The sequence below is a fragment of the Haloarcula sp. CGMCC 1.6347 genome (assembly GCF_037078395.1).
Classification (GTDB): Archaea; Halobacteriota; Halobacteria; order Halobacteriales; family Haloarculaceae; genus Haloarcula; species Haloarcula amylolytica.
This window is the reverse complement of record NZ_JAYMGX010000001.1, coordinates 1,398,814-1,423,297: the sequence shown is the minus strand read 5'-3', so window position 1 is coordinate 1,423,297 and position 24,484 is coordinate 1,398,814. Positions and strand designations below refer to the sequence as shown.

Genomic DNA, 24,484 nt, shown 5'->3' with positions numbered 1-24,484 from the left:
GTGGAGGTGGCTGAGGGGTCTGCTATTCTGCGACAAGGTTGTGATTGCAGTACTACGCTACGTCGTGTGTCCCGGGTTCAGATACCAATACAGGGGACATTCGAGACACTCGACGAGACGGCGACTGGGTAGGAGAGCGATAGAGTACCGCTTCCCACGAGGTCCGTATGAATCAATTGGAACGCACTCGACACGGTGGGGAATCACTACCACGGGCGCACTGGCTGTTCGTTAAGAGAATGCCATGCGACACGCAGACTTCTCTCCCACACAAGGTATTTCCTCCCACATCAACGTAGCACTACTACCGAGTCAGAGAATGGTCCTCCCAATCGAACATTTCATCATCGCCCTCCTTCCCGTCGCAGTATACGCCCTTCTCCGCGATCGACAGCTCCCAACGCTTCACTTACTGGCAGTGACGTTCTTCGGCAGCCAGTTCCCGGATCTCATCGACAAGCCACTGGCGTACGAACTCCATTTGATTCCCTCTGGACGGGTGTTTATGCACTCGCTTCCGTTCGCGATTCCGCTCTCGATTGCCGTCGTCGCCTATGCGGTCCGAACGGATCGGACTAGACTTGGGGCGGCGTTCGCGTTCGCCCATCTCTCACATCTGGTGGCTGATAACCGACAGCTCCTTCGCCCGGACCCGTACGTGTCGTCGGACTTGCTCTGGCCGCTCCAGCGGCCCGTTATGCGCCCGGCAGTCCCGCAGTGGGTCGGCGAGGGTGCAGTGAATCTCCACCTCTGGACCGGGTTTTCCGTGCTCGTTCTCGCACTGGCGGCGTACATTCTAGTAGCGGACCTGCAGACCCAACTCGACTTCAGATTGTTTTGAGGGCTCTCACCAGTCGGATCCATGATATTTTAGACCGACGGGGAACGACGGTATCGTATGCGACGATTGGTCCTCGCCGTCTGCTTCGTTGCCCTCTTCGCTGGCTGTGGCACATTCGTGGGTGATAGTCCGCCGCCGAGCGACGAACGCGCCGTCGCGGCCGTCGAGGAGGCGAACAGCACTGTCGCCGCCGTCGAAGCGTACCGATTCGGAATGGATATGCACGTAACTGCGTCTGACGGTGAGCAGTCACGGACCGTGCGAGTCGATGGTGAGGGTGCGGTGAACGTCTCGGAAAAACGGATGCAAGCGACGACGCGGACACAAGACCAAACGGTTGAGTCCTATGTCGACGGGTACAAAGCGTACCAGGGCTGTCAGGAACCCTGGGACGGCTACGGCGTCGAGAACGTTTCGCGCTCCGAGCCGTGGGCAACCGCGACACCGCTCCATCGGCAAGTACTGCTCTTCGAACGCTCGAACGTCTACTGGCGGGGCAACGAGACGCTCGACGGCAACCGGACTGTCCTCGTCACGGCGTCCCCGAGCGCCGAGACTATCGAGTCACTGATGAATCGCCGACAGGCTGGCGACATGGCGCTCAACCGCGGCTCGCTCGAGAACGCGACGGCGCGACTCTGGCTCGACCCGGAAACGAACCAGCCAGTAAAATCGGAACTCCGACTAAAAATCTCACAGCGAGGCGCGACCGCAACCGCGACAATTACGCTCAGATACACTGACTTCGACGAACCGACCAAAATCTCGGTACCACCGGAGGTGTACGACGACCCCTACGAACTCGGCTGTCCCGGTACCAGTTGACCCACTCGTCAGCAACAGAGAGAAACCGCTGAACGGTGGGCGAGAAACTCGCTCAGTCCGTCCAGTCCTCGTACAGCCCGCGGCCGACGACACCGAGGCCGACGAGCGTTATGAGGTTGAGGAGGAGGCCACCGACGACCGGAATTGCGAACGGGACGGCCAGTAACAGTCCGCCAGCGACGCCATCTGTTGCGCTCACTGTCCCGTCATCGCCGATAACCGAGTTCCCGACCCAGACGGCAGTAATGCCGGTACCGATGATACCCAGGATGCCGATGAGAAGCAGCCCGGGGATCGAGATCAGAGCGCCGATAACCGTCAGCGCGAGTATCACCAGCCCGATGGGGAGGAAAATGCCGACGAGAACTCCCCAGCCGATTGCGCCGCCGAGATCGTTCTGAATCTCCCGCACGGCGTTAGTCGTATACTTCGGGCCGATAGCGGCGGCTGCAGCACCTAATACTGCAAGAATGACGAACCCGACACCGAATCGGAGAACGACTTCGAGCGCCGGGCTAAGACCTCCACCCGGGGCTGTAGGCTGTGCTGTTGCGACCCCGGAGAGTCCGAGTACGGCGAGTAGACTCCCGAGGCTACTAACGGCTTGCTTGGAGGGCATAGTAGCGTCTTCTCGGTTTCATCTGCGGTTGTAAACCTCTTCTGTATGTTCGTGATCTGTCATCGCAGCTGGCGATACAAACGCTCCTGCTATGTTTCGTCCGTCTGTCGGCCGTTGCCCCGAGTACTGACGGCCGGTTCCACGGCCAGGACTCGATCCTCGGTCTGAGTGCCAACAAGCCTGACACGATGGATGGCCGCACCGTCGGCGCTACTCTGTGAGGTCGACGACGTCGGCGTTGGCGAGGTCCACCAACCGGTCCGGTTCGACTGCAAACACCGCGCTCGGTGTGCCGGCGGCAGCGTGGACGACGTCGTACTCGGCGAGCGTCGGGTCGACCGTGATCGGGAGGGCCGTATCGTGACAGATCGGGGGGACGCCGCCGATGCTCCAGCCGACGACGCTCCGAATGTCGCCCGGGTCGGCCATCGACGCGGTTTCTGCACCGTAGTGGTTCGCGACCGCGTCAAGGTCAAGGCGGTTCGCACCGCTCGTGATTGCGGCGACGAGGTCACCGTCGCGATTACTGCCTGCGAGTGCGACGACGATGGTCGACGCGATGGCGGCCGTCTCGCAGCCGATGGCCTCGGCGGCCGCTGCGGCTGTTTCCGTTCCCGACTCGAACTCCGAGACATCGAGGTCGATTCCGTATCGGTCACGGGCCCGGTCCGCGAATTCCGCAGCGCGTTCGTGCATACCTCCTCTGTGCACCTCCTCTGTAAAAACGGGGCCGAAGACGAACAGGACGATAGCTCAATCGTGTCGGTCGAAACGTCGCCTGCCGTCCCAACGTAGTACGATTCCTCCCAGAACCCACCGCCCCACAGATACCCCTCTAAGAACAGTTCGTGCTGTTCCCGCATCTCTCATGCTGTGAGGACGAACTACTCGACCCGGACAAGATCGAGTACACCTCGTACGAAGTCGTCGCCCAGAATGATGCCTAATCCGACGGTGAAGTCACGACCGGACCGAAACCCCGCGGCAAACCCGTCTCAGTCAAGCATCCCGATCCGATCCGCGGTAAAGCCGAACACGTCCTCGTAGCCGTAGGCTGAGAGCAACACCGGGTGGAAGGCCTCCTCCGCGACGACAGTTTCGTCGTCGGCTGCTGCCACAGGGTCCCCCTCTGGCACTGGCTCGAAGTTCCGGACGAACACCTCGTACTGTTCTGCTGCTGCCTTCGGAATCGGCTCGCCAAGCTGGAACACTGGCAGTGGCGTCTCCCGTTGTGGCGGTGACTCGGTGGTGACTCCAGTGGCAGCGAGGAACTCCCGGATGACCTGCTCCGCGTTCTCGGCGGCTTCCGCGGAGCCCTGATAGCCACATTCGACTTCGACGACTGAGTCCACCGTCGCGAACAATCGCCCCTCGTTTGCGCCTTTCGTCTGAACGACGGCGTCCACGGAGAGGGCGCTACAGAGTGCCGCCATTTCCGGCGTGAGATCGTCGACGAGGGCGAACATTCCGTCGTAGGACTGTGTGGAGTGCAGCGAAAGCACGGTACAGTCGTGGAGTTCTGCGGCGAGAGCCGCGGCCAGCCGTGTCTCGTGGGACTCGCTGTCAGCGTCGCCTGGGAACGATCGGTTGAGGTCCGTATCGAGATATCGCTTGTTTGCGTCGAGGGCGGCCTCGTTCGCGATGATGAACTTGACCGGTCGCTCGACCTCCGGCGGGTCGGCAAGGACGGCTTCGATGCCGTCCCGACCGCACGGTTCGTCGCCGTGGATGCTCCCCACGACGGCCACCTCCGGAGCCCCGTCTCCCAGTTGCTCGATTCGCATCTGTCCGTGCTAACGCTTCCAGCCTTTAGAATTATCCGGATTCGGTCAATGTTCGAGCGACTCCGCGAACTCGATGTCCTCCGGGCGACACGTCGGGCACTCGCCGTCGAGACGGATCTGCCAGCCCTGGAGCGCTGACGGGTCCGACAGCGCGTTCGTCACCGTCGTCCGCACATCTAACAGGTCGACGCCGTAGTAGTCGTTAGGGACGCCACGGAAGTACTGCAGCGATGTGCGAAACAGCGACCGCATCCCGTCGTCGTCCTCGAAGTCGAAGTGCTTGTACGCGCCGGCGGCGACCTGCACCATCCCGTGGAGGAATTTGCTCTCCGTGTTCCCGCGGCCGTAGTTGTACCATTCGTCCTCGAAACAGTCGTGTGATTCGTGGAACTCCCCGGAGTTGTACAGACGGACGCCGTGGACGACGGCCCGCCTGAGCGTCTCGTGTTCCCATTGACCGTCGGTTCGCCAGCCCGAAGGGTTCCCGTCGGGGGCCTCGACGGTCGGGTCGCGCGTGTGGTCGTCCATGCCTACGCTACTGGTTCACGGTGGGTCAAACCACCGGTTCTATCGGCGACAGTCGCCATTGGAACGCAATGCACACCTGATCGCGCGGCGGCAGTGCGGCCAGTACGCAAACGCTTTCAATTACTGACACAGTGTCCCACCGGCTCTGAGTCGCTTCCGTACGACATTTATACCGTACCGCCATGTGTACCGAATGCACTACGCGTGCGAGGGTAGCCAAGCCAGGAAACGGCGGCGGACTCAAGATCCGCTCCCGTAGGGGTCCAAGGGTTCAAATCCCTTCCCTCGCATCGTATAGGGGCCGCACAACGCGGCGCCGAAGGATGCACACGGAAGGGTTTGAACGAGAGAAGGCGGGGCGGTTGCCCGTCTCCGCGTAGTTCAAATCCCTTCCCTCGCACTGTTGGACCGACGCGGTCCCTCGCAAACAGTGAGCGGCCATCGTCACGGTCGCGAGTACGCCATCGACCCCGATGGTGTCTCGCTCTGAAGACGACGGCCGACCGGTGCCGGAAGACTCGCACGGAGCGATCTTCCCTCGCAATTCTCCGAACCGATCTGCTAGAGACGTGTCTCAGCGATGCGGCACCCTGTGACACCTCCCCGATGAAGCTGGCTCTCCCGTGAATTGCCCAGATCAGTTCAGTAAGTACCGCTCTAAACGCGGGCTACAGTTACTGAGACATTATCTAGACTCTTTTAGCATCGGTTAGTTACCATCTTATTTGTGGATATATATCAAAAACTCATAACTACAAGAAAATAACCAATTATATCTCAGTTCATATACTATATCGGTCTAGAAGGCTTCTAAAGGCTTCAGAATAGTATCACTGCACAAGAAATATACCACAGCCTTCAGTAATATTTCAGTAATGGTAAAAACACCAATAATAAAGCCGACTGTCATCTTCGTCATGGCAGTCGCGTTGATACTCGCTGGTCCGTTATCAGTGACGACCACTGTTGAGGCAACCCCCGTCGCTGAGAGCCAGTCGCTCTCGGTGACCGAAAACGTCGACGTGTGGGACCGGTCCCCGCTCACGCTCAGAACGACGTCAGAAGGGCCGACCACGATAGTGGCACCGCGGACGTTCCTCAACGTCGAATCAGCTGCGACTGGCGACTTGCCGCTCAACAAGCAGACGATGACGATCCACGAGCGCAACGAGTCGATAAATATGTCCTTCGAACCCAGAATCGGTGCCGGAACGAGAGCACTTGCCGGCGACGAGGCGCAACTGCTGGCTGTCAAGTTGGATGAAGCACCGACTACGGCAGGGGCAAACGCCAGTAACATCTCCCGCGCTTCTCTCGAAGATGTCTTCGCAAATAACTCGGACACTACGTCGTCGGAGCTACTCGATGACGCGGAAGACGTCGGCACGATAGACGAGGATGGCGAACTGCAGGCGTCCTACACCCCCGAATCGGGCGGCGTATACGGCTTCGTTCTGGTGACTGTCGACGAGGGCGATGAGGGGCTATCGGTATCGGACGGTAACGTCTCCGTCAACGGGAACGTGACCGTCGTCGGTGTCGAACAGGCCGTGGTGCAGGACAACGCCTCGAACGTCGAGCGGACCCAGAACCCGGTCAACCCCGGCGACAACGTTACGCTGGCTGTCGACACTGAGATGGAAGACGAAAACGCCACCCACGCGGTCCTGCTGGTCCGACAGGGCGAACTCCAGCGGCAGTCGAGCACGGTGACTGTGTCGGGCGAGCTGAACGAGAGCTTCTCGGCTGACCAGATCACCGTCGAGAATTCTTTCGATAACATCAGCGGTGTTGGGACGGTTGAGAGCAACACTGGACTGGGGAGTTTCAACCTCTCCGAGAACCAGTCGATACCTGCAATCGGGTTGCAGGGGCTGTTCGGCACGGTGGTTTCCGAGGCCGAATCGGACGCTGGCGGGGACGTTATCCATGCCTCTGCAACGATTGTCAGCGGTGACGCTGACGCCAACGTGACGGTCCAGACCCTGGATTCCTGGCCGAACGGTGCGTATCAGTACGTCCACGTCGCAGTCGGTAACGAAACCGGGACTCTCAACTCGGATACCGGCACGGTGGCAGTGAGTCCGGGCGGCGGCCCTGATAACGGTGGTGGCCCGGGCAACGGTGGCGGTCCCCCGGACAACGCTGGCGGACCGAGTGATGCTGGGGACGACGAAGAGAACGTAGAGTAACTGATCGGGCGGCCTTTACTGGTGGTGTCCACCGAACACAGCACCTCTTTGTGCGCCGACGTGTGCAGATTCTACTCGATGACACGGCCGACTGTTGGCCGATTGCTGTTAAACCCGGGTCCGCTGTCGAGCATTTACTATAAGGAATGCGTCAAACCGGGGACCTGTCATAAATACGAGTAGGGTAGTTTGCCGAGACACGACTCACGAGTCGCGCTGCAAAATCCCCAGACAGTGGGTACGTGTTTTGTAACCGTCATATGACACTGTGTAGCGTCGAATGTCACTGCATAAGAATTATACCGCGCCCCTCCGAAAAAATTCAGTAATGTATAAAACAACAAACGGAAAACGCACTGTAATTTGTGCGATGACAGTGCTGCTGGTGTTAGCCGCCCCCCTGTCGGTAACGTCGGCGGCGGCAACGCCAGTCGATGAAGGGCAAACGACAGCGGTGACGGAAAACGTGGATGTCTGGGAACGGTCGCTGCTCCCGCTTCGGACGTCCTCCAGCGGCCCAACGGCGATAGCAGCCCCGGAGACGTATATCAACATCGAGTCTGCTCAGACCGGTGACGTTCCCCTCAACAGGGAGGAGTACACGATTCACGAAACGGGCGAATCAGTTGATCTGACGTTCGAATCAACGACCGGAGCCGGAACGACTGGACTTGCCGGCGACGAGGCGCAACTACTCGCTGTCAGACTCTCCGAAAACCCATCTTCGGCCGGGTTTAGTGAGGGAAGCGTCAGAACTGATCTAGCTAGTATCTTTACGAACGACTCCAACGCTAACTCGGTCGAACTGCTAGACGACGCGGAGGGTGTCGGTTCGATAGATGACAACGGTGTACTCGAAACGTCGTACACACCTGCCTCGGGTGGTGCCTACGGCTTCGTTCTGGTCACTGTCGATGACGGACAGGGCCTGTCTGTTTCGGACAACAACGTCTCGACTGATGGGAACGTGACCGTCGTCGGCGTCGAACAGACGCTGGTTCAGGAAAGCCCGTCCACGGTCGATGCGACCTCCGACGATATCACCGCTGGCGATAACGTCTCGCTCGATATCGAGACCGAACTGGAGGACGACTCTGTCACGCACGCTGTGTTGCTACTCGACGAGGACGAACTCCAACAGCGGACGAGCACCGTCCGTGTGACCGGCGAAATCGATGAGAATTTCTCGGAAGACCAGGTCACGGTCGAGAACTCCTTCGACGGCGTCAACGGCGTCTCGTCGGCCGACGATGACGCTACCCTCACCGGTGAGGACTCGACGGCAGCAGGAGCGATGCCGTCAGCGGGACTGATCGGGCTGTTCGGGTTCGTTCTCTCCGAAGCATCGCCGGATTCGACCGGTGATGACGTGATGCACGCCTCGTCGACGACGGTCTCCGGTGCCTCCGATACCACCGTCGACGTCGAAACACTCGACTCCTGGCCAAACGGGACGTACACGTACGTTCACGTCGCTGTTGGCGAAGACTCAAACGATATCAACTCCGCGACCGGGACAGTCACGCTATCACAGTCGAACGAAACCGATTCCGGCGACGATGATGACGATAGCGACGACGGGAGTGATGGCAACAACGGCGGCGGCGACGACGGAAGTGATGGCAACAACGGTGACGGCGACAACGACAACAACGACAACGACGACAACAATAACGGGAGCGATGACAGCGATAGCGGAGATAGCGATGACGATAGTGGGAACGACGACTCCGATACCGAGGGGACTGAAGAAGACACTGAGGACGAAGCTACGACCGACACCGACGACACTGAGACAGTCGAGACTGAAGACGGAGAGGTGCCAACGGAAGCAGCCACGACCGCAGGTGGTGGGGCACAGCAACCCGACGAGACAGGCACAACCGGAACGGAGGGCTCGGTCGAGACCACGAGTTCGAGCGGCCCCGGTTTCACCGTCCTCGTCGCGGTGCTAGCATTGCTAGGCGCTGGATTCCTGGCACGTCGGGACTGAGGAACTTCCACAGTTTACGCGGCATTTGTCTATTCTCTGATGAATCTCTTTCTCTGACGAATTTCTCTCCTGTTGTGTACCTAACTGGAGCTAGCTTTCCTGCATAACTGAGTTATCCCCTCCTAGCGGCTGCGGATACAATATTGCTGAAAGGGGTAATTTTATGTTATTTTACATATAACATTGCTATGTAAGGTACATACAATGGGGGACTACGCAAAGCCATCCCGTGCGGCGAAAATCAAGTGCATCAAGTGTAACTCACCGGTCGTGCTCACCGTCGACGAAGAGTATATCTGTGTCAGCTGCGGCGAAGCACCGATCGAATCGGCGACACCGGTTTGAGACAGGCGTTTCAGCTTCACTCTGCGATCCCTATGGGCGGGAACAGTAGCTTCGATATCTGACGGGGAGCCCGAAATCCGCCGCTTGAGACCCACTGCTTCAGTGGCAACGACCGTCGGCCGCGAACGGCTTACCGTTGTGGTATTTCGGCTGGGACCTGCTCGTATCTCCGGTACACCGTCACGAGGCTGTAGCTGATGGCCAGTCCGAAGACGACCAGGGGGACGGCAAGCGAGAGCAGGCTGTCGGGCGAATGCGCCGCAAACGACGGCGTTCTATCGGGGGTTGCCGACAACAGCGGCCAGAACAGGTTCGGAAAGAAGTAGTAGTCCGTCCCGAGTCGCACAATCGGATAGAAGTCGCCGGCGATGTGTGAGAGGTAGCCGGCGGAAAACACCACTGCGTACCGCCCGTAGCCCTGACGTGCAGCCAGCAGTACAAGGATGGTGAGGACGGGTAGCGAGACGACCAGCGAATGGGCCAGCATGCGCCCGCTCGGAAGAATAGCGAACGTCCACGCGAGCGGCTTGTCGATTACGTCCGGGAGTTGCGTCGCAACAAGCAAGAGCAGTACCATCGGCCCAGACGGGAGGTGATGCCACCGAGCCACCGTGTATACCGTCAGCGGAACGGCTGCGAGGAGGAAGTGGCCTGCGGGGTACACGGTGAAACCAATGATCCAGGCAAGGAAAAGCTGTTTGCCGGGTTAGATCCCAAAAGAATGGGCAGTAAGTCGGTCCCTGTTTTACCTGGGGGAGCGCTGCTCGCTACGAGAACCTGGGTCAGCCGGTTACGTTCACCCAGAGGTGGACTTCCCGGTACGCAGTCGATTGGTCCACGGTCTCAGGTGGTGACCCGCGGTACAGCAGGTACTGGAGCCGAAGCCCCTCCCCAGTCATCTCGGGCGTCACCTCGTGCTGACGGTGCCAGGTCTCGTTGTGTCCCAGCGTCGGCTGGAAGCGCCGCAGTTCCGATCGTTCCCGAACCCGGGTCTCGTTGCCGACGCGTTCGACGCGTTGTAACTCGGCGATTACGGTGTACTCACTCCGTTCGTGTTCCTGATTCCCGATACCGATGATCAACGAGCGACCCTCGCCCTGTTGAAACTCCGTCGGATAGCCGTCAGCGACGAGTTCCCCGTCTTCGTCTTCGGTCAGCAGGTAGAACTCGCTGAACCGCTCGCCGTCCTTTGGTACTGTGACCGCGTAGCCGACGCTGGCGGCCGCAAGCAGGATGCTCAGGACCAACAGCACGTTCAGGACCGCGTCCGTCCGCGAGGCCGGCGAGAACAACTCTTCACGGCCGGCACTGAGCCACGCGCGATACGGGACGCGAAACCGTTCGTCAGCGGGTACCGCCCAGCGTCGAACAGCCGCGACAGCGGTCAACACGAGCGTCAGCCCGCTGAGCGACACGAGAATCGGGAGCAGACGGATGCCCCACGGCGTGAAATTCAACACCAGGCCGACCAAGGGAACGAGGGCGATACTGAGTCCGAACGAGAGCGCGACCCGTTCGATACCGTCGATTCCGTCGGCCCGGGGATCCGAAACGGTCTCGTCGTCGGCCGTGGGGCCGCTCCCGGCCTCCGGAAACAGCGCTGCGATGAACGCATAGCCGGGAATGAAGAGGACAAACACGAGCCCGATGACGATGCGGACCGGCGTGTCGGAGATGACCGGCAGCAGGGCAGCCAGATTCGTCAGAATCACCACGCCGATAACGCCTGCCAGATCGGCCGGGAGGTGGCGGAGTTGACGTGGCAAGAGTAGTTTCCACGTCTGGGTTTCAGCCATTGGCAATGAGTCATGTCGGCACGGTAAAAAAATAGCTGATTGCGTCGCTTTCTGTCTCAGTACACGACTGCAACTGTCTCCGATGAGCCAACCGAACGCATTTTATCAACCCAGCGGAATAACTCGGTGTGTTCCGGAGCCAGTCGTGGGCCGTGTTCGTCACCCTGACAATACTTGGACTTACAGCGGGCGCTGGTGGGGTGGCAGCGATGGGGACCGACGATGGGGGTCCGGCTCTGAACCGGCAGGTGGAGACACCGACGGACGACAACGAGACGCAACAGGAAAACCCGGATTCGGTGTCGGACGGCGAGTACGGCGATGAAACGGCCGCCTGGTTGGCTCGGACGATGGGGGGGCGGCTGGAGAACAGCAGCATCGCGCTATCGAACGAACAGTACGAGCAAGCGCAGAGCGTCCTCGGCGACGACTACGACAAGCGTCTGGAGCAGTACGTCGACGTTGCCGGTGACACGTCGTCGGATACGGACGACACCGCCGCGAGAGAGTTCGAGGCCGCGCGCGAGAACCAGCGGAATCTCACGAACGAGGTACAGCGGTACCGCCAGCAATATACGGCGTATCAGGCGGCACGCGAGCGCGGTAACGAACGCGAGGCTCGCATCACTGCGCGTGCGATGGAGCGAACGGCGTCGAACATCAGCGACAGGAGCCGAGAACTGAACCGGAACTTCGAACGGATAGAGAACACAACGTCTGTCGACCTCTCTTCGGGACAGACCGAGATCAACGAGACGACAGAGAACATTACGACGACGCAGGCGGTTATCCGCGAAGAGACACTCGTCGGGACGACGCTCACGGTCCAGGCGATAGACTCGACTGCATCGTTCAGCGATCCCGGAACGGTCTCCGGCCGGATACGGACTGAGAACGGCTCGGTCATCGCAGACGAGGCGGTCGAACTCAGGGTCGGGAACCGGACACAAACTGTTCGAACTGATTCCAGCGGTGTGTTCGAAACCCAGTACCGGCCACGCTCAGCCAGACTCGGGTCACAGTCCATCCCGATCGAGTACGTTCCGGATGCCGACTCGGTGTACCTGTCCGACGACACCACGTTCACGATTGACGTGAAACAGGTGACGCCGAACGCGACGAGCGAAATCGCACCGGGTACGGTAGGGTACGGCGACCGACTCAACGCGACGGCGTCCGTGACAGTCGAGTCGAGAGGTGTCGACGGGGTACCGGTCGAGTTCACCGTTGGTGATACTGTCGTTGCACGAACGACGACCGGACCGAACGGAACGGCGACAGCATCGACCCGAGCCCCAGCGTCGGTAAACGACGGTGAGCGTGTAGTTGTCGCTCGGGTTCCGTACGAAAACCGAGCGATTGCGGGCGTCCAGTCGGAGACCCCTGTTGTCGTCGTCGAGACTCAGACGACCCTCTCCGTGAGTGCGTCACGCACGGATGATGGGGCCCTTGCCAGGGGGCAACTCCAGACCGTTGCCGGGGACCCTGTCGCGGGTCGCCCGGTACGCCTGCAGGTCGGTGCTGGCGGCACCCAACTCGTCGAGACGAACCGGAACGGGTCGTTCCAGACCGTCCTCGAATATCCGCAGAACAACGAGACAGTTACCGTTACTGCCACGTACGACGAACCGAGTTCGAACCTCGGTAACGCGACCGCAACGACAACGCTGGCCGCAGGAGCCGGCGGCGGCAACCCACCGGTCGGCTCCGATTCGGATAGCGATCTGCTTATCGATACCCTGGTAGCGATACTGTTCGGCTCTGACGAGAACCCAGAAGTAGCCTTTGGGAACGGGATCATCGGATACAGCTGGCTGCCCGTCCTGGGCGGCGGGGTAGCGCTTGCAGTTGTCGTCGGGGCTTGGTTTATCGTGTCGCGGCGCCGCCAATCCCAGGTGAACACGACTTCCTCGGTGGAGGCAACTGAGGTATCGATGAGTGGATCCGACCAGGCGACGACGCCATCGAACGCGACGAGTCCGACGTTTGCGGACCGCGTCGATACGTATCTGGATAGCGGGGACTACGATGCCGCAACGATGGTAGCGTACACCGCAGTCCACGATGAGCTAGCGGTGAAAAACGGTATTGACGAGGGGGCGACACACTGGGAACTCCTCCAGCAGAGCCAGGAGCACGGCGTTCCCGAGGAACGGATGGCGGATATCGAAACGGTGGTCGAAGCCTTCGAGACGGCGGCGTTCGCACCGACATCGGTTGATCCGTCACGCGCGGAGGCAGCCGTCGAACGTGCCCGCAAGATCAAGTCGAACGGGGACCAGTGACTGCTAATCGTCATGGACACTCCGGGTGTGTCTAGAGCCTGGCAGCAATCCCGGATTTCCAACAGGGCTAGCAGTAGACCGAGAGACTGTCAGGGCTCCCGAGTCGCCCGTCGAAATGCGGTAACTATCTTACACCCACCCGCTGTAGGACCCGCCAATGAGTGACGGCCGGAAGGGGCGACTGCTGCTCATCGTGGCTGTGCTGGCCGTGGCAGTCGCGGCCCGGTTGACGACGCTCCACTGGACACCGCTGCCCTCGACGCTAGACGGATTCGGCTACGTCGCTCTGGCCAGGGACACGCTCGAAACGGGGGCGTTTCCCCTCACGCGGTTCCGTGCGGACAACATCGTGTTTACCGCTGTCCTGACGGTCGTCGGCGCACTCACCGGTGAGCGGCCGCTGTACGTCGCCCAGCCGGTCGTCGCGGTCACCGGTGCAGCGTCCTGCCTGACGGCGATGGCGCTGGTCAAACGCCTCGCACAGTCGAGTCGGTGGCGTCACTCGCGGACGACGCTGGCGATGGGCGTGGTCGGGATGGGGCTCGCGGTGGAAGGCATCTATCTCCGGCGGACCGGACAAACGGATGAGGAAGCGCTGGCGTTTCTCTTGCTGCCGCTGTTTGCGATTGCCGTCCATCGGTTGCTCACGACGGAGCGATACGGGCGTCGATGGGGCGCAGTTGTGGTCGTGCTGTTCGCTGCCTTCCCGCTCTTGCATACGTTCAGCTCGCTCATCGCTGCGCTGGTACTCACGGGGGTGCTAGCCGCCCATCTCGCCAGGATTCCGTCGCGTCGTGACGCCGTCACTGCGCTCGTCGCCGTCGCGGGCTTCTGGGTGTACATGTGGGGGTACTACCGGATCGCAGAACGCTCGCTTCTGGAGGTCCCGTACGTCGACCGCGTCAGCGCGTATCCGGGGCTCTTCTTGGCCTGGGTAGTCGTCCTGGTGGCGACACTGGTCTGGTTCCAGCAGACGAGCGGTCGCCTGCAGCGGGTGACCATCGGCGGCGCGGTCGGCCTCTGGTTCCTGACGCTGGGTGCGAACGCGGTACAGACCGTGTTTCCCGGGACACAGACCACGCCGGCCGGCCTCTTGGTGCTCGTCGCGGCCTTCGCCGTCCCGGTGGTGTTTGCGGTCGTCGGCCTCCCGCTTGCGAGCCGCGACCGCCGGCTGATCGGCCCGGTCGTACTGGCGTTGCTGCTGGCGCCGATTGTCATCGTGTACTTCTCGCTGACCGCCTCGCTGACGCCGGAGTACTACGGGACTGCGCTCCGGGGCCAGACGTTCGTCCACCTGCCCGTGTTCGTCCTCGCCGGCATCGGCGTCGCGTCGGTCGCCTACCGGTGGTCGCCGTCGCCGGACGGCGGGCTTGGAACGCCGAAGACTCACAGCCACCGACTCGCAACAGTCCTGACCGTCGTCGTCGTGGTCGCCGCAGTTGCGACGATGCCTATCGCCTTCGTCAATCTCGACACGCTCGCGTTCCCGACCGGGGCGACCGAATCGCAGTTCGCGGCCGCGACGTTTACCGCGGACCACGTCGACGAGCAGTGGGCGTCCGACCACCCGTTCAGCCGTATCGTCGATCTGTACTATCCGGGCGCGTCCAACGGAACGTACCAGCCGACCGCCCGGTGGCTCGGTGGTGGGACGGAACCCAACTGCCCGACGCTGTCGCGGGCGTCGTGGGGGACGACAGGGGCGCACCTGTTCCCGGCAGCGAGCGAGAAGACCACGCCCGCGGCGCTGGCGGAGTGGCGCTACGAGAACGACGTGGTCTATGACACGCGCGGCCTCGACTCCGTGTACCTCGTTCGGCCCGGCGGGAACCGAACGAGTTGCTGACGGGTTCTGAACGGACCCGGTTCGATGATCCCTCCAATCTTCACTTCTCCCGGGTATGTAACCGTGGCATACAATACGGGGCCGGCAGAAAGGCCGACAATGACTGACCCCGTCCTCGTCGGCTCGGAGTTGTGTGTCACACGACGGGGCACCAAGATTCTCGACGGCGTCTCGATCACGGTCGGGTCCGACGCGGCGATGCTCGTTCAGGGTCCTAGCGGGGCCGGCAAGTCGACGCTGTTCAACGTCCTCGGGCTGCTAGAGTCCCCGTCTAGCGGCCGGCTGGAGATCGACGGCCGGGACGCGAGTACCCTGTCCGAACGCCAGCGCGCCAGCCTGCGGCGGACGACGCTCGGGTTCGTCTTCCAGGACTTCCAGCTCATCGGTGACCTGACCGCCCGTGAGAACGCGTCGCTCCCGCAGGAACACGCAGGCGACCGCGACCCAGACTGGCTGGACACGCTGTTCGACCGCCTCGGTATCGCCGGGCTCGAACACCAGTACCCCGCGACGCTGAGCGGGGGCGAGAAACAGCGGGTCGCCATCGCACGGGCGCTCGCGAACCGCCCCGAGATCGTCCTCGCCGACGAACCGACCGGACAGCTAGACCCGGACACCGCCGAGTCGGTGCTGACCCTCCTGTTCAGCATGAAGGAATCGACGGAAACCGCCCTCGTCGTCATCAGCCACGACCCGCAACTGGCCCAGCGGTTCGACGAACGGCTGTTCATCCGCGGCGGCACGCTCGTCTCCGATACCGCCTCGACGCCGAACGCGAGCCCGTCCACGGAGACGAACTAACGAACCGATGGGATACAGAAACGCCCTCCTGTTTCGCTGGTCCAGACGGGACCGGCTCACCGTCGTCGTCGTCGCCGTGACGGCCGCGTTTCTCATCGGTACGGTTCTGCTGTTGTTCACCGCAATCACGTACTCGGAAACGTTCGCCGAGCCGCTCGCGAACTCCGGGACGGTCACCTATCACGACGCGGGTAACGGCCCGCCCGAGACCGGTGGTGATGTCACCGTGCTCCCGACAGCGACGGCGACTGTAAACGAGACTGACGTTCGTCTTATCGGTATACCACCCGATACGCCCAGGGTGCTCATCGAGGGGTCGGCCCAGTGGCAAGAGGGGCGATTACCGACGATTCCGGACGGCGTTGACGGCCGGGGACCGGTCTCTCAGCAGCGGACCCGAACGGTCAGCGGGTCAGACGGTACCGTCTCGCTCACCGTTGTCCCACAGGAGCGGGGGACGACGTTCCTCTCCAATCAGTGGTACGCGACGAACGCCTCGACCGCACAGCAGGTCGGCGTCACCGGTTACTTCGTCATCGACCACAGTCCGAGCGGGACCGGGCTGGGAAGCCTCCCAAGTGAAGGGGCACCGCTGGTCAGCGCGCTCCTGTACGTCCTCGGCGGTTTAGAGCAGGTGCTCTGGGCGCTGGGCATCGCGGCGGCCGCCGGCGGGCTGTTGGTCCTCATCGTCGTCTACAACGTCACGCGGATGAGCGTCCGCGACCGCCTCGACGCGATACGGGTCATCCGCTCGACCGGCGCACCAGGGTGGCGCGTGGGACTCCTGTTTACGCTTCGAGCCGGCCTCCTCGTGACGACCGGCGTGGTGCTGGGCTACGCCGTCGGACTGATCCTCATCAAGGCGCTGGTCAACGTCGCGATCTACGTCGGTCTCCCCATCGCACTCGACGTTACCGTCACGGGCCAGAGCGCAACCGTCGTCGGTGGCGTCGCCGGAATCTTCGTCTTGATGGGCCTCGCTGCCGGCGCGCTCGCGGCCTACCCCGCGGCGACCCGCCCGCCGGCCTCGCTCGGGAGCCGTCATGCCCGGTCCGGCCAGTCCGAGCAGTCGACGCTTGCGAGGGTCCGAAACTGGGTCGCACCGACGTTCCTGTCGTGGCGCTCGGTCGTGCCGACGGCGGCGACGCTGACCGTCTTCGGAATCACGTTCCTGCTCGTCGTCTCACTGGCTGGCCTCGCGTCCCCGCTCGGCGGTGCGGCGGGCGGCTCCGGGACTATCACCGAAGCCGGCGCGCCCCATCCGCTGAACAGTCGCCTCGACGCTGAGTACGCCGCAGCCCTGCGGGCCGACGGGACGCCGGCCAGCCCGGAAATCATCTACGCCCAGGTTTCGGACGGCCAACCGTACATGGCCCACGGGGCGGAGTACGACGCCTTCGCGAACGTCACCGGGGCCACGCTGGTCGAAGGCCAGCGACCACAGCGGCACGACGAGGCCGTCATCGGGAGCGACCTCGCGCGGACGCTCGATGTCGAAGTCGGTGACGAACTGACCGTCAGCGGGAGCGTCAAGCCCGGCGTTCGCCGGGTCACCGTCGTCGGGCAGTACGACGCCCCCAGAACGCTCGATGACCTGCTCGTTCTGCCGCTCGACTCCGCGGCCGACCTGGCGACCGGGCCGGGACAGGTCCACATGATTCGCGTGAAGGGGCCGGTGTCCGAGATCGACGACGCCGACGGCGTCGCTGCCAACCAGTCGGGCACTGTCGTGACGGGGCTATCGGGTCCGGGACGTGTCACGAAAGGTGACGCTGTCAACCTCTCCGTCGCCGTCCGAAACGTCGGCAACGAGCGGGCGGACCGGGAGGTCACAGTCCGGTATCGGGGCGAACAGCGAACGACGACGGTCGCAGTCCCGCCGGGGCAAGAGCGGACCGGGACTGTCTCCTTTACCGCGTCGGAACTGGGGACTGCAAACGCCACTGCCGGGGAGTACACCCATTCTGTGACCGTTGTCTCGCCGGACGCCATCGAGATTCCGAGCCAGCTACCGTCACAGGCCCCGCCCGGGTCGGGGCTCTCAGTTCCTGTCGTCACGAAAACCGGAGACCGCGTTTCGAACGCTACCGTCACGGTGAACGGGCCGTCGCTCAGAACTGGATCGAGCGGTGTCGCTGTCGTTCCCCTGCCACGCGAGCCGGGGAACTACACGATAACAGCTCGTTCGGGCGACCAGACGGCGACACACGACATCCAGATCGTCCGTGGTACCGAGCGGGAACTGTACGGGGAGTTGTCGATATCGCCGTCTTCGGGGTCGGTCCTGACGACACCAACCCTCAGGATCGGGCTCGCAAACCCCTGGCAGGAGCCGATCACCCGTGACGTGCGCGTCGTCGGCCCCGGTGTCTCCCGGAACCGGACCGTCTACATGCCGCCCGGCAACGTCACACAGACGCGGTTCTCCCCGGACGGCGGACGAAGCCAGCCCGGAACGTACACCTACCGAGTGACGGCCAACGGGACCACCCTCTCCACAGCGGAGTACGAGGTGACCGGGGACCGTCGGCTGGCATCCGCGGTAGCAAGTAGCGGGTCGTACGCGTCCGGAACGCCCATCGAGCGCTCCGTCGAGGGCGTGTTCGGGAACGTCCAGTTGATCCTCGGCGTCCTCGTCGTCCTCTCGGCGCTGAGTACCGTCGGCAGTACCACGGCGACCTTCGCACAGGGAGTCCACGCGCGTCGGCAGGCTATCGGCATCCACCGCTCGACCGGCGCGACGCAGTGGCGGGTCCTGCGGACGATTTTGGGCGATATTGCCCGTATCGCGATCCCAGCGACTGGCCTCGCTCTCGGTCTGTCGATCGTCGCGTTACAGCTGCTGGAGCGGGCTGGCTGGCTCGTCTTCTTCGGTTTTCGCCTCTCCGCGCGGACGCCGCCGACCATCCTCGCAGCGATATTTGCCGGCGGCGTCTCGCTCGCCCTGTTCGGTGCCCTCGTCGCAACGGTGCCGTACCTGACGGCGTCGCCGGTGTCGTTGCTCCCGAGCGGCGACCGAACGCGGACGCCCGACGAGGAGTCGGTCGACGAGAGACAGCCTAGCGACGACTGAACTGCTATGTTAGCCGTTGCCTCATGGCTCAGTCAGCAGCCGTCGGTCGGAACTTTGACTGTCTACCGAGCAGAACGCCGTACCATGGCGACCCGACAGCGCCAGCAGTTCATCTACGGGCATCTCATGTGGGTGCTTGGTACCATCCTCGTGTTGTCCCTCCTGGATGCGCTGACGTTGGAGCTGTTTTTCGTCGTCTCGCTGATCGGGTTTCTCGTCACTGTCGAACTGGTCGCACCGCAGGCCGTGTCGCCGCACTGGCGACGGCGGCTCTGGTGGCTCATCGGGATCGGACTGGTGGGCTTTGCCTACGTGGTCATCAAACGGATCCTCGATATTCTACCGCCGGGGCTGGTCTGATGGCGCTGACACCGCTCTCCGAGGACTCCTGGCTACCGTCGCTCACTCTCCCGCAGCTCCTGCTGGCCGCCTACACCGCCCTCACGATCATCGCAGTCGTCTACGCCGCGAGTACGTCCTCAGCAGCGTTCGGTGCGTACAACTCCCAGTGGGACGGGGCAGGTGAACTCCGAAACGTCGCAGCTGACGCCGGTGCAAACGTGACTGTCGGAACGAACGTGAGTCAGTATCCGATGACCGGTGCGAACAGCACTGTTGCGGTCGTTCTCTCGCCGACGGAGCCGTACTCGTCGAGCGAGCGCACACGGCTCGCGGAGTTCGTCCGAAGCGGCGGGACACTCGTCGTTGCCGAGGATTACCGCCCACAAGGGAATGCCCTGCTCGCTGCCGTCGGTGCTGACGCGCGTTTTGACGGTCGCCCGGTGTACGACAACCGAAATTACTACCGTAACTCCTCGCTCCCGGAAGCGACGCCTGCCGGCGACTATCCGGAGACTGCCGGCGTCGATACTGTCGTCCTCAACTACGGGACGACTGTCAGAGCCGGAAACGCGACGACGCTCGTCAACACCTCCGAATACGCCTACCTCGACACCAACGGCAACGGCGAACTCGACGGCGAGGAGCAGTTAGCGTCCCGACCCGTTGTCACGAGCGAATCGGTCGGCGACGGCCGTGTCATTGCCGTCGGTGATCCGAGCATCTTCGTGAACGCGATGCTCGAACGCGGTGACAACCGACGGTTCGTTCGGAACCTCGTCGCCAGCCACGACGACGCACTGCTGGACTACTCACACGCCAGTAGCGTCCCGCCTGTGGCCGCTGCCGTCCTGGCCGTCCAGCGGTCAGACGCGCTGTTACTGCTCTGTGGCGTCGTGCTGGTCGGGGCGCTGCTCGCGTACGACCGCCGTCTCGACGAGCATCTCCGGGATCGCCTCCGGGAATACAGTGGCCGCGAGTCGGACCCGAACCTCTCCCGGGATGGCGTTGAGAAGTATCTCAGAGCCCGCCATCCAGACTGGGAGACCGCACAGGTAGAGCGAGTAACGGAAGCCATTATTAAACAGCGGGCCGAACGTCAACGCAATGACTGATCCGTCGGTGCTGTACGACCGTCTCAAGGAGGAGACGGAGACCGTTCTTATCGGTAACGAGGAAGTTCTCCGACACATTACTGTCGCCATGCTTACACGCGGTCATGTGCTTCTGGAGGGGGTCCCCGGTGTCGCGAAAACGACGATCGCCACGCTCGTCGCCAACGCGACGGATCTCCAGCACTCCCGGGTCCAGATGACGCCCGACCTCCTCCCTGCGGATATCACCGGAACAACGGTGTATCACCAGCGAAACGGCGAGTTCGAGCTGCAGAAAGGCCCCGTGTTTACCAATCTGGTCATCGCCGACGAGATCAACCGCGCCCCGCCGAAAACACAGAGCGCACTCCTCGAAGCGATGCAGGAGGGACAGGTTTCCATTGAAGGGTCGACGCTCGAACTCCCGACGCCGTTTACGGTCGTTGCGACCATGAACCCCCTTGAGATGGAAGGGACGTTCAAACTCCCGGAGGCCCAGCGCGACCGGTTTCAGATGAAACTCGTCACCGAGATTCCCAACTCCGAGGAGGAGCGCGCGATCCTCGACCGATTCGACGCGAACCCGACGCTTGACGCGGACTCTATCTCGCAGGTTATCTCCCGGAGCGAACTTCTGGACGCCCGGTCAGTCGTCCCCGAGACGCATATCGAAGACAGCATCAAGGAGTACATTCTCGCTATCGTCGGCGCGACACGGGACCACCGAAACGTCGTTCACGGGGCCTCACCGCGGGCGACAATCGCCCTGCAGAATACGGCCAAAGCAGTCGCTCGTCTGAACGGCCGGGAGTACGTCATTCCGGACGACGTCAAAGAGATGGCGCTGCCGGTGTTGCAGCATCGTCTCATTATGAACAGCGATGCCGAACTAAGCCAGATCAGCGCCGAAACGGTTATCGAAGAAATCCTACAGTCGATTACGCCGCCCGGGTCCGACACCGACCACAGTACGGGTGTCGAGACAGCGGTCGGCGACGGCGGAACGAAACGGAAGTTCGAGTAGCGACTGGACCGCAGTTAGCTGTTTTCCGGGGCTGGTGTCGTCTCTCGTTCTCGGGTCGCCGCGCCATTGGAGTGCGCCGATGGTTGTTCGAGTGCGTTCCACGAAACGGTCACGACACCGCTGAACCGGTCGTCATCGCGCGTATCGACAGTAACCGGTTGATCAAGTCCCGTGGCAAACCCCACCGCGAGCAAGGACACCACTGGGTGATCTAGCTGGTGAATGTCGCCGAACGCGGGATTGTCGACGGCAATAGAAGCAGTTCGGTTCCCGCCATCGATTTCGATTGTTGTGTCCTCGACGAGTTCGAACTGCTCGGACAGGGCTGCGGTCAGTTGTGCCGCTATTGCATCGGGATCGTTACCGAATTTGCCGGATATCGTTTGTTCGAACTCGGTGTACAGACGGTCTCCAGTCGGGGGAAGCGATATGCCCTGTTCCGCCTCGGCACCGCTCGTAACGAACAGTTCTCCCACCTGCTCTGGATCGGGCACCGCGTACTCGACGTGCTGGGGGACGAACAGGCGCGCATTCGTCTCCGGACGGGATGCCGTTGGGACATACACCGTCTCGGTCTGGAGTTCCAGTTCGCTGACGAGGTGCTGTTCGACATCGGCCAACGTGTCGAACACCGTGTCACTGACCGACGCCGAGACGAACCGCTCGGGAGTGAGATAGAACGTGACGATGCCGGCAAACACACCGGTTCCTGCGAACGCGACGAAGATGGTCTGCAGGGCTGGAAAGAGGAACGCTGCTATGAGGGATAGTCCACCGACCGCAAAGAAGCCCACTGCGGTCCGTCTGAACGTTGCCCGCTTCGCATGCGCGTAGGAGTCGCGCAACCGGCGGTTCTCCTCCCGTAACACTTCCAACTCTGCTTCGAGTGTCTGGCGGTCCCGTACAATATCCGTCTGTTGGGTGCTGTCATCGGCTGATGCGTCCAGTTGCGTAGGCTCGGGTTGGCTCATAGGAAATCACGGTCCGAAGCTGCGTCTTCAGTCACGATGTCGAGTTCTATCAGCAGATAGCGATGGAAGAGATAGCCGACGATGGCAATTCCGATGACCACGGTGGCCCCGACGCTGAGGGGGGCCAAGTCCCAGCGCCAGAGCGACAGCCAGGCGAGACTGCCGAGCAGCGGAACGACAAGTGCGACGAGGCTGCCGGCGACTCGCCTGTCGGGTGTCTCGATAGTTACCGAAAGCAACGCAAGGAACAGGCCACCTTCGACGAGGACGAGCGGTAGCAGTGATGGTGTATCGACTGTGACGAGCGCTACCTGTCCGAGCACGACCGCGAGAACGGGTGTACTGGACAGGTAGAGACCGCCGAGGACAACACCGACGAAACCAAGCCATACCGACCCGCCCCAGACGAGTCCGCCTGTGGCCACGACGATGCCCAGCAGGCCGAGCACGGTGGGTAGTGATCGGCGCGAGCGTGCCGTTTTCAGTGCGACGCTCATGCGTACTCCCTCCGGTCTGTGTTCGCTGGGCTGCCGGACAGAATAGCCGAGATCTGGTCCGGGGACCCAACCTCGTAGGCTGTCACCGAATCGACCTCGTTCAGTTCACGCCGGAACTGATCGAAGGTTCGATACCGTTCGTATGCGGTATCGAGATCGGTGAGGAGGTCCGTATCGAAGGCTACTGATGGGGCCATAAACACGACGACCTCCGTTGCGTTGCGTCTCGCCAGTCCAACCGCGTTCCGTAGTTCACTCGGGTTGCTGTCGTCGGTACAGATGACCAGCAGGTTCGCGCTGCGTATCTCGTGTGGTGCCGCCTGGAGCCCGTTGTACAGCGGCTGGTTGGGAAGGTGTCGTTTTGATCCGGCGGCATCTCGATACGCGAGCAACGTCGTTTCCATCGGTGATTGTGTGTCCGCCGTCGGGTTCACCGTCCCTGTCATCCTGCCGGTGTGAGCCGCTTTCGTGGTAGCTGTTGCCGACGTCTCAGTTTCGGTGTCGAGGTCGTTGATCCGATGCCGGCACGACCTGTAGGCCTCGGTTCTCGCCAGAGGGATTCTCGATTCCGTCACGCCCGCGTCGTCAATAGTGAGATAGCCCAGGGGATCACGGATCGTTTCGGCACGCTGCTGGAACGCTGCGGCGACCGCTTTGAGGTGATCTAGCTTCGTTTCGCCAGGTGTCCCATCACGCAGAGTCTGCCGGTGATCGAGGACGAGAACCACGCTACGGTTACTCTCAGCCTCGTAGTTGCGGACGTGCGTCTCGTCTAGTCTGGCAGTCGCCTTCCAGTCGACGTATTTCAGTGCGTCACCCGGGACATATTTTCGAATCTCCTCAGCTGACAGGCCACCCGTCCGCCCCCGGGCATCGTGCTCGCCGACACCGCGTAGCAACTGTTTCCCGCTCTGGCCAACGTGAATCGGACCGACCGACGGCGACTCGACTGCTAGTTCGGGGCCGGGAGCCGTCGTGAACGACTGGGTAAACAGCCCGGTGCCGTCACTGACGGTTACTGTGGCTCCGGGAACGGTGTAGTTGCCAACAGTCTCCCAGGTGAGCGGAAGCGTCACCGACGAGGACTGCATCGACGCATCGAGATTGATATCCGGAGAGGTACCCGCTTCCATCCGCGCTGCGAGTGGAATCCTTGCCTCGACGGAGAGCGGCAGGTGATCGCCGGCGGCGGCAACTGATGCTTCGAGAGTGTACTTCGTTTCGGCGTCGGTCCGTATTCGGGACCGGTCGAGCGACTGGCTGACGGTGAGTTCGTCCTCGAGTCGTGAAACGCCACGGACGAACGCAAACTGCATTGCGAGCAGCCAGCCTGCGAGCCCGACGGCCCCGACGACTAACAGGGGCGCATCGAGCAGCCCACCACCCACGACGAGACTACCGATAGCAGTGATCGTGAGCCAGAACCGCCGGGTGACACGCATTAGCTTCGGTTACTGAACCGAGCCCATTGAAGATACCGACAGACACAGCCGAGTCCTTCAGAGATAGGTCCGCACCTAGTATCGAAATCGATATTGATATTTAGGGGATTATCTACTTAACCGTCACTCGAAAATTCTGAGTCATGAATGGTCTGAGTTCACGTTGTGTCGGAATTCGGGAACTCAGCT

At 61.9% G+C, this 24,484-nt stretch carries 20 protein-coding genes, 1 tRNA gene and 1 pseudogene; 12 read left to right on the top strand and 10 right to left on the bottom strand.

Annotated elements, in window-relative coordinates:
- Positions 1-319 precede the first annotated feature (319 nt).
- Complete coding sequence (locus VI340_RS07465) at positions 320-841, top strand: metal-dependent hydrolase (RefSeq protein ID WP_008308975.1); 522 nt, start codon at positions 320-322, stop codon at positions 839-841.
- 57 nt (positions 842-898) lie between these two features.
- Positions 899-1,666: a hypothetical protein gene (locus VI340_RS07460; RefSeq protein WP_008308976.1), complete on the top strand. Its 768-nt coding sequence runs from the start codon at positions 899-901 to the stop codon at positions 1,664-1,666.
- 52 nt (positions 1,667-1,718) lie between these two features.
- Here the strand turns inward: VI340_RS07460 and VI340_RS07455 are convergent, their stop codons facing one another.
- The 5 genes and pseudogenes from VI340_RS07455 to VI340_RS07435 all read right to left on the bottom strand — a co-directional run bounded on the left by VI340_RS07455 (position 1,719) and on the right by VI340_RS07435 (position 4,597).
- Positions 1,719-2,285: a hypothetical protein gene (locus tag VI340_RS07455; RefSeq protein WP_014040472.1), complete on the bottom strand. Its 567-nt coding sequence runs from the start codon at positions 2,283-2,285 to the stop codon at positions 1,719-1,721.
- 210 nt (positions 2,286-2,495) lie between these two features.
- Positions 2,496-2,981, bottom strand: coding sequence for a YbaK/EbsC family protein (locus VI340_RS07450; protein ID WP_336358115.1), 486 nt, complete (start codon positions 2,979-2,981; stop codon positions 2,496-2,498).
- Positions 2,982-3,037: 56 nt separating this feature from the next.
- Positions 3,038-3,151 (bottom strand): annotated as a pseudogene (locus VI340_RS07445) (transposase); the annotation flags it as partial.
- A 129-nt stretch (positions 3,152-3,280) separates the two neighbouring features.
- Positions 3,281-4,069: a succinylglutamate desuccinylase/aspartoacylase domain-containing protein gene (locus VI340_RS07440; RefSeq protein ID WP_336358114.1), complete on the bottom strand. Its 789-nt coding sequence runs from the start codon at positions 4,067-4,069 to the stop codon at positions 3,281-3,283.
- A 45-nt stretch (positions 4,070-4,114) separates the two neighbouring features.
- Positions 4,115-4,597 carry a DUF309 domain-containing protein gene (locus VI340_RS07435; RefSeq protein ID WP_008308981.1) on the bottom strand — a complete coding sequence of 161 codons (483 nt, stop codon included), beginning with the start codon at positions 4,595-4,597 and terminating at the stop codon, positions 4,115-4,117.
- A gap of 206 nt (positions 4,598-4,803) precedes the next feature.
- Here VI340_RS07435 and VI340_RS07430 point away from each other — a divergent pair.
- The 3 genes from VI340_RS07430 (at position 4,804) to VI340_RS07420 (ending at position 8,782) form a co-directional block, all read left to right on the top strand.
- Positions 4,804-4,887 (top strand) — tRNA-Leu (locus VI340_RS07430).
- Between the two features lie 627 nt (positions 4,888-5,514).
- Positions 5,515-6,789: a hypothetical protein gene (locus VI340_RS07425; RefSeq protein ID WP_008308983.1), complete on the top strand. Its 1,275-nt coding sequence runs from the start codon at positions 5,515-5,517 to the stop codon at positions 6,787-6,789.
- A 328-nt stretch (positions 6,790-7,117) separates the two neighbouring features.
- Positions 7,118-8,782, top strand: coding sequence for a PGF-CTERM sorting domain-containing protein (locus VI340_RS07420; protein WP_336358113.1), 1,665 nt, complete (start codon positions 7,118-7,120; stop codon positions 8,780-8,782).
- Positions 8,783-9,257: 475 nt separating this feature from the next.
- Here the strand turns inward: VI340_RS07420 and VI340_RS07415 are convergent, their stop codons facing one another.
- Entirely contained in the window at positions 9,258-9,791 is a 534-nt protein-coding gene (locus tag VI340_RS07415; RefSeq protein WP_239642276.1) for a metal-dependent hydrolase, read from the bottom strand.
- 118 nt (positions 9,792-9,909) lie between these two features.
- Positions 9,910-10,923, bottom strand: a complete 1,014-nt coding sequence (locus VI340_RS07410) for a DUF1616 domain-containing protein (RefSeq protein ID WP_336358112.1) — start codon at positions 10,921-10,923, stop codon at positions 9,910-9,912.
- A gap of 209 nt (positions 10,924-11,132) precedes the next feature.
- On the opposite strand from VI340_RS07410, the gene VI340_RS07405 reads away from it, so the two are divergent.
- The 7 genes from VI340_RS07405 (at position 11,133) to VI340_RS07375 (ending at position 21,385) form a co-directional block, all read left to right on the top strand.
- Positions 11,133-13,208 carry a hypothetical protein gene (locus VI340_RS07405; protein WP_336358188.1) on the top strand — a complete coding sequence of 692 codons (2,076 nt, stop codon included), beginning with the start codon at positions 11,133-11,135 and terminating at the stop codon, positions 13,206-13,208.
- Positions 13,209-13,365: 157 nt separating this feature from the next.
- A complete protein-coding gene (locus VI340_RS07400) occupies positions 13,366-15,054 on the top strand; it encodes a sodium:phosphate symporter (protein ID WP_336358111.1) in 1,689 nt (562 codons plus the stop codon).
- Between the two features lie 99 nt (positions 15,055-15,153).
- A complete protein-coding gene (locus tag VI340_RS07395) occupies positions 15,154-15,855 on the top strand; it encodes an ABC transporter ATP-binding protein (RefSeq protein WP_336358110.1) in 702 nt (233 codons plus the stop codon).
- 7 nt (positions 15,856-15,862) lie between these two features.
- Positions 15,863-18,928, top strand: a complete 3,066-nt coding sequence (locus VI340_RS07390; RefSeq protein WP_336358109.1) for an FtsX-like permease family protein — start codon at positions 15,863-15,865, stop codon at positions 18,926-18,928.
- Between the two features lie 84 nt (positions 18,929-19,012).
- On the top strand, positions 19,013-19,288 hold the full coding sequence (locus VI340_RS07385; RefSeq protein WP_336358108.1) for a hypothetical protein: 276 nt from the start codon (positions 19,013-19,015) through the stop codon (positions 19,286-19,288).
- Complete coding sequence (locus tag VI340_RS07380) at positions 19,288-20,382, top strand: DUF4350 domain-containing protein (RefSeq protein ID WP_008308997.1); 1,095 nt, start codon at positions 19,288-19,290, stop codon at positions 20,380-20,382. The genes VI340_RS07385 and VI340_RS07380 overlap by 1 nt, the downstream gene beginning before the upstream one ends.
- Entirely contained in the window at positions 20,375-21,385 is a 1,011-nt protein-coding gene (locus VI340_RS07375) for an AAA family ATPase (RefSeq protein WP_336358107.1), read from the top strand. The genes VI340_RS07380 and VI340_RS07375 overlap by 8 nt, the downstream gene beginning before the upstream one ends.
- A gap of 14 nt (positions 21,386-21,399) precedes the next feature.
- Here VI340_RS07375 and VI340_RS07370 read toward each other — a convergent pair whose 3' ends face one another.
- From VI340_RS07370 to VI340_RS07360, 3 genes are read right to left on the bottom strand one after another with little or no spacing between them, the layout of a single operon-like run.
- Positions 21,400-22,356 (bottom strand): hypothetical protein, encoded by a 957-nt coding sequence (locus VI340_RS07370; protein ID WP_336358106.1) that lies wholly within the window; start codon positions 22,354-22,356, stop codon positions 21,400-21,402.
- Complete coding sequence (locus VI340_RS07365; RefSeq protein WP_336358105.1) at positions 22,353-22,853, bottom strand: hypothetical protein; 501 nt, start codon at positions 22,851-22,853, stop codon at positions 22,353-22,355. Before VI340_RS07365 ends, VI340_RS07370 begins: the two co-directional genes overlap by 4 nt.
- Entirely contained in the window at positions 22,850-24,295 is a 1,446-nt protein-coding gene (locus tag VI340_RS07360) for a DUF58 domain-containing protein (protein WP_336358104.1), read from the bottom strand. The genes VI340_RS07365 and VI340_RS07360 overlap by 4 nt, the downstream gene beginning before the upstream one ends.
- Between the last annotated feature and the right edge of the window lie 189 nt (positions 24,296-24,484).

What these genes read in the sequence shown, in the direction of transcription:
- VI340_RS07465 (WP_008308975.1), top strand. Translation starts at nt 320, where the DNA reads ATGGTCCTCCCAATCGAACATTTCATCATCGCCCTCCTTCCCGTCGCA.
- VI340_RS07460 (WP_008308976.1), top strand. Translation starts at nt 899, where the DNA reads ATGCGACGATTGGTCCTCGCCGTCTGCTTCGTTGCCCTCTTCGCTGGC.
- VI340_RS07455 (WP_014040472.1), bottom strand. Translation starts at nt 2,285, where the DNA reads ATGCCCTCCAAGCAAGCCGTTAGTAGCCTCGGGAGTCTACTCGCCGTA.
- VI340_RS07450 (WP_336358115.1), bottom strand. Translation starts at nt 2,981, where the DNA reads ATGCACGAACGCGCTGCGGAATTCGCGGACCGGGCCCGTGACCGATAC.
- VI340_RS07440 (WP_336358114.1), bottom strand. Translation starts at nt 4,069, where the DNA reads ATGCGAATCGAGCAACTGGGAGACGGGGCTCCGGAGGTGGCCGTCGTG.
- VI340_RS07435 (WP_008308981.1), bottom strand. Translation starts at nt 4,597, where the DNA reads ATGGACGACCACACGCGCGACCCGACCGTCGAGGCCCCCGACGGGAAC.
- VI340_RS07425 (WP_008308983.1), top strand. Translation starts at nt 5,515, where the DNA reads ATGGCAGTCGCGTTGATACTCGCTGGTCCGTTATCAGTGACGACCACT.
- VI340_RS07420 (WP_336358113.1), top strand. Translation starts at nt 7,118, where the DNA reads ATGTATAAAACAACAAACGGAAAACGCACTGTAATTTGTGCGATGACA.
- VI340_RS07410 (WP_336358112.1), bottom strand. Translation starts at nt 10,923, where the DNA reads ATGGCTGAAACCCAGACGTGGAAACTACTCTTGCCACGTCAACTCCGC.
- VI340_RS07405 (WP_336358188.1), top strand. Translation starts at nt 11,133, where the DNA reads ATGGGGACCGACGATGGGGGTCCGGCTCTGAACCGGCAGGTGGAGACA.
- VI340_RS07400 (WP_336358111.1), top strand. Translation starts at nt 13,366, where the DNA reads ATGAGTGACGGCCGGAAGGGGCGACTGCTGCTCATCGTGGCTGTGCTG.
- VI340_RS07395 (WP_336358110.1), top strand. Translation starts at nt 15,154, where the DNA reads ATGACTGACCCCGTCCTCGTCGGCTCGGAGTTGTGTGTCACACGACGG.
- VI340_RS07390 (WP_336358109.1), top strand. Translation starts at nt 15,863, where the DNA reads ATGGGATACAGAAACGCCCTCCTGTTTCGCTGGTCCAGACGGGACCGG.
- VI340_RS07385 (WP_336358108.1), top strand. Translation starts at nt 19,013, where the DNA reads ATGGCGACCCGACAGCGCCAGCAGTTCATCTACGGGCATCTCATGTGG.
- VI340_RS07380 (WP_008308997.1), top strand. Translation starts at nt 19,288, where the DNA reads ATGGCGCTGACACCGCTCTCCGAGGACTCCTGGCTACCGTCGCTCACT.
- VI340_RS07375 (WP_336358107.1), top strand. Translation starts at nt 20,375, where the DNA reads ATGACTGATCCGTCGGTGCTGTACGACCGTCTCAAGGAGGAGACGGAG.
- VI340_RS07370 (WP_336358106.1), bottom strand. Translation starts at nt 22,356, where the DNA reads ATGAGCCAACCCGAGCCTACGCAACTGGACGCATCAGCCGATGACAGC.
- VI340_RS07365 (WP_336358105.1), bottom strand. Translation starts at nt 22,853, where the DNA reads ATGAGCGTCGCACTGAAAACGGCACGCTCGCGCCGATCACTACCCACC.
- VI340_RS07360 (WP_336358104.1), bottom strand. Translation starts at nt 24,295, where the DNA reads ATGCGTGTCACCCGGCGGTTCTGGCTCACGATCACTGCTATCGGTAGT.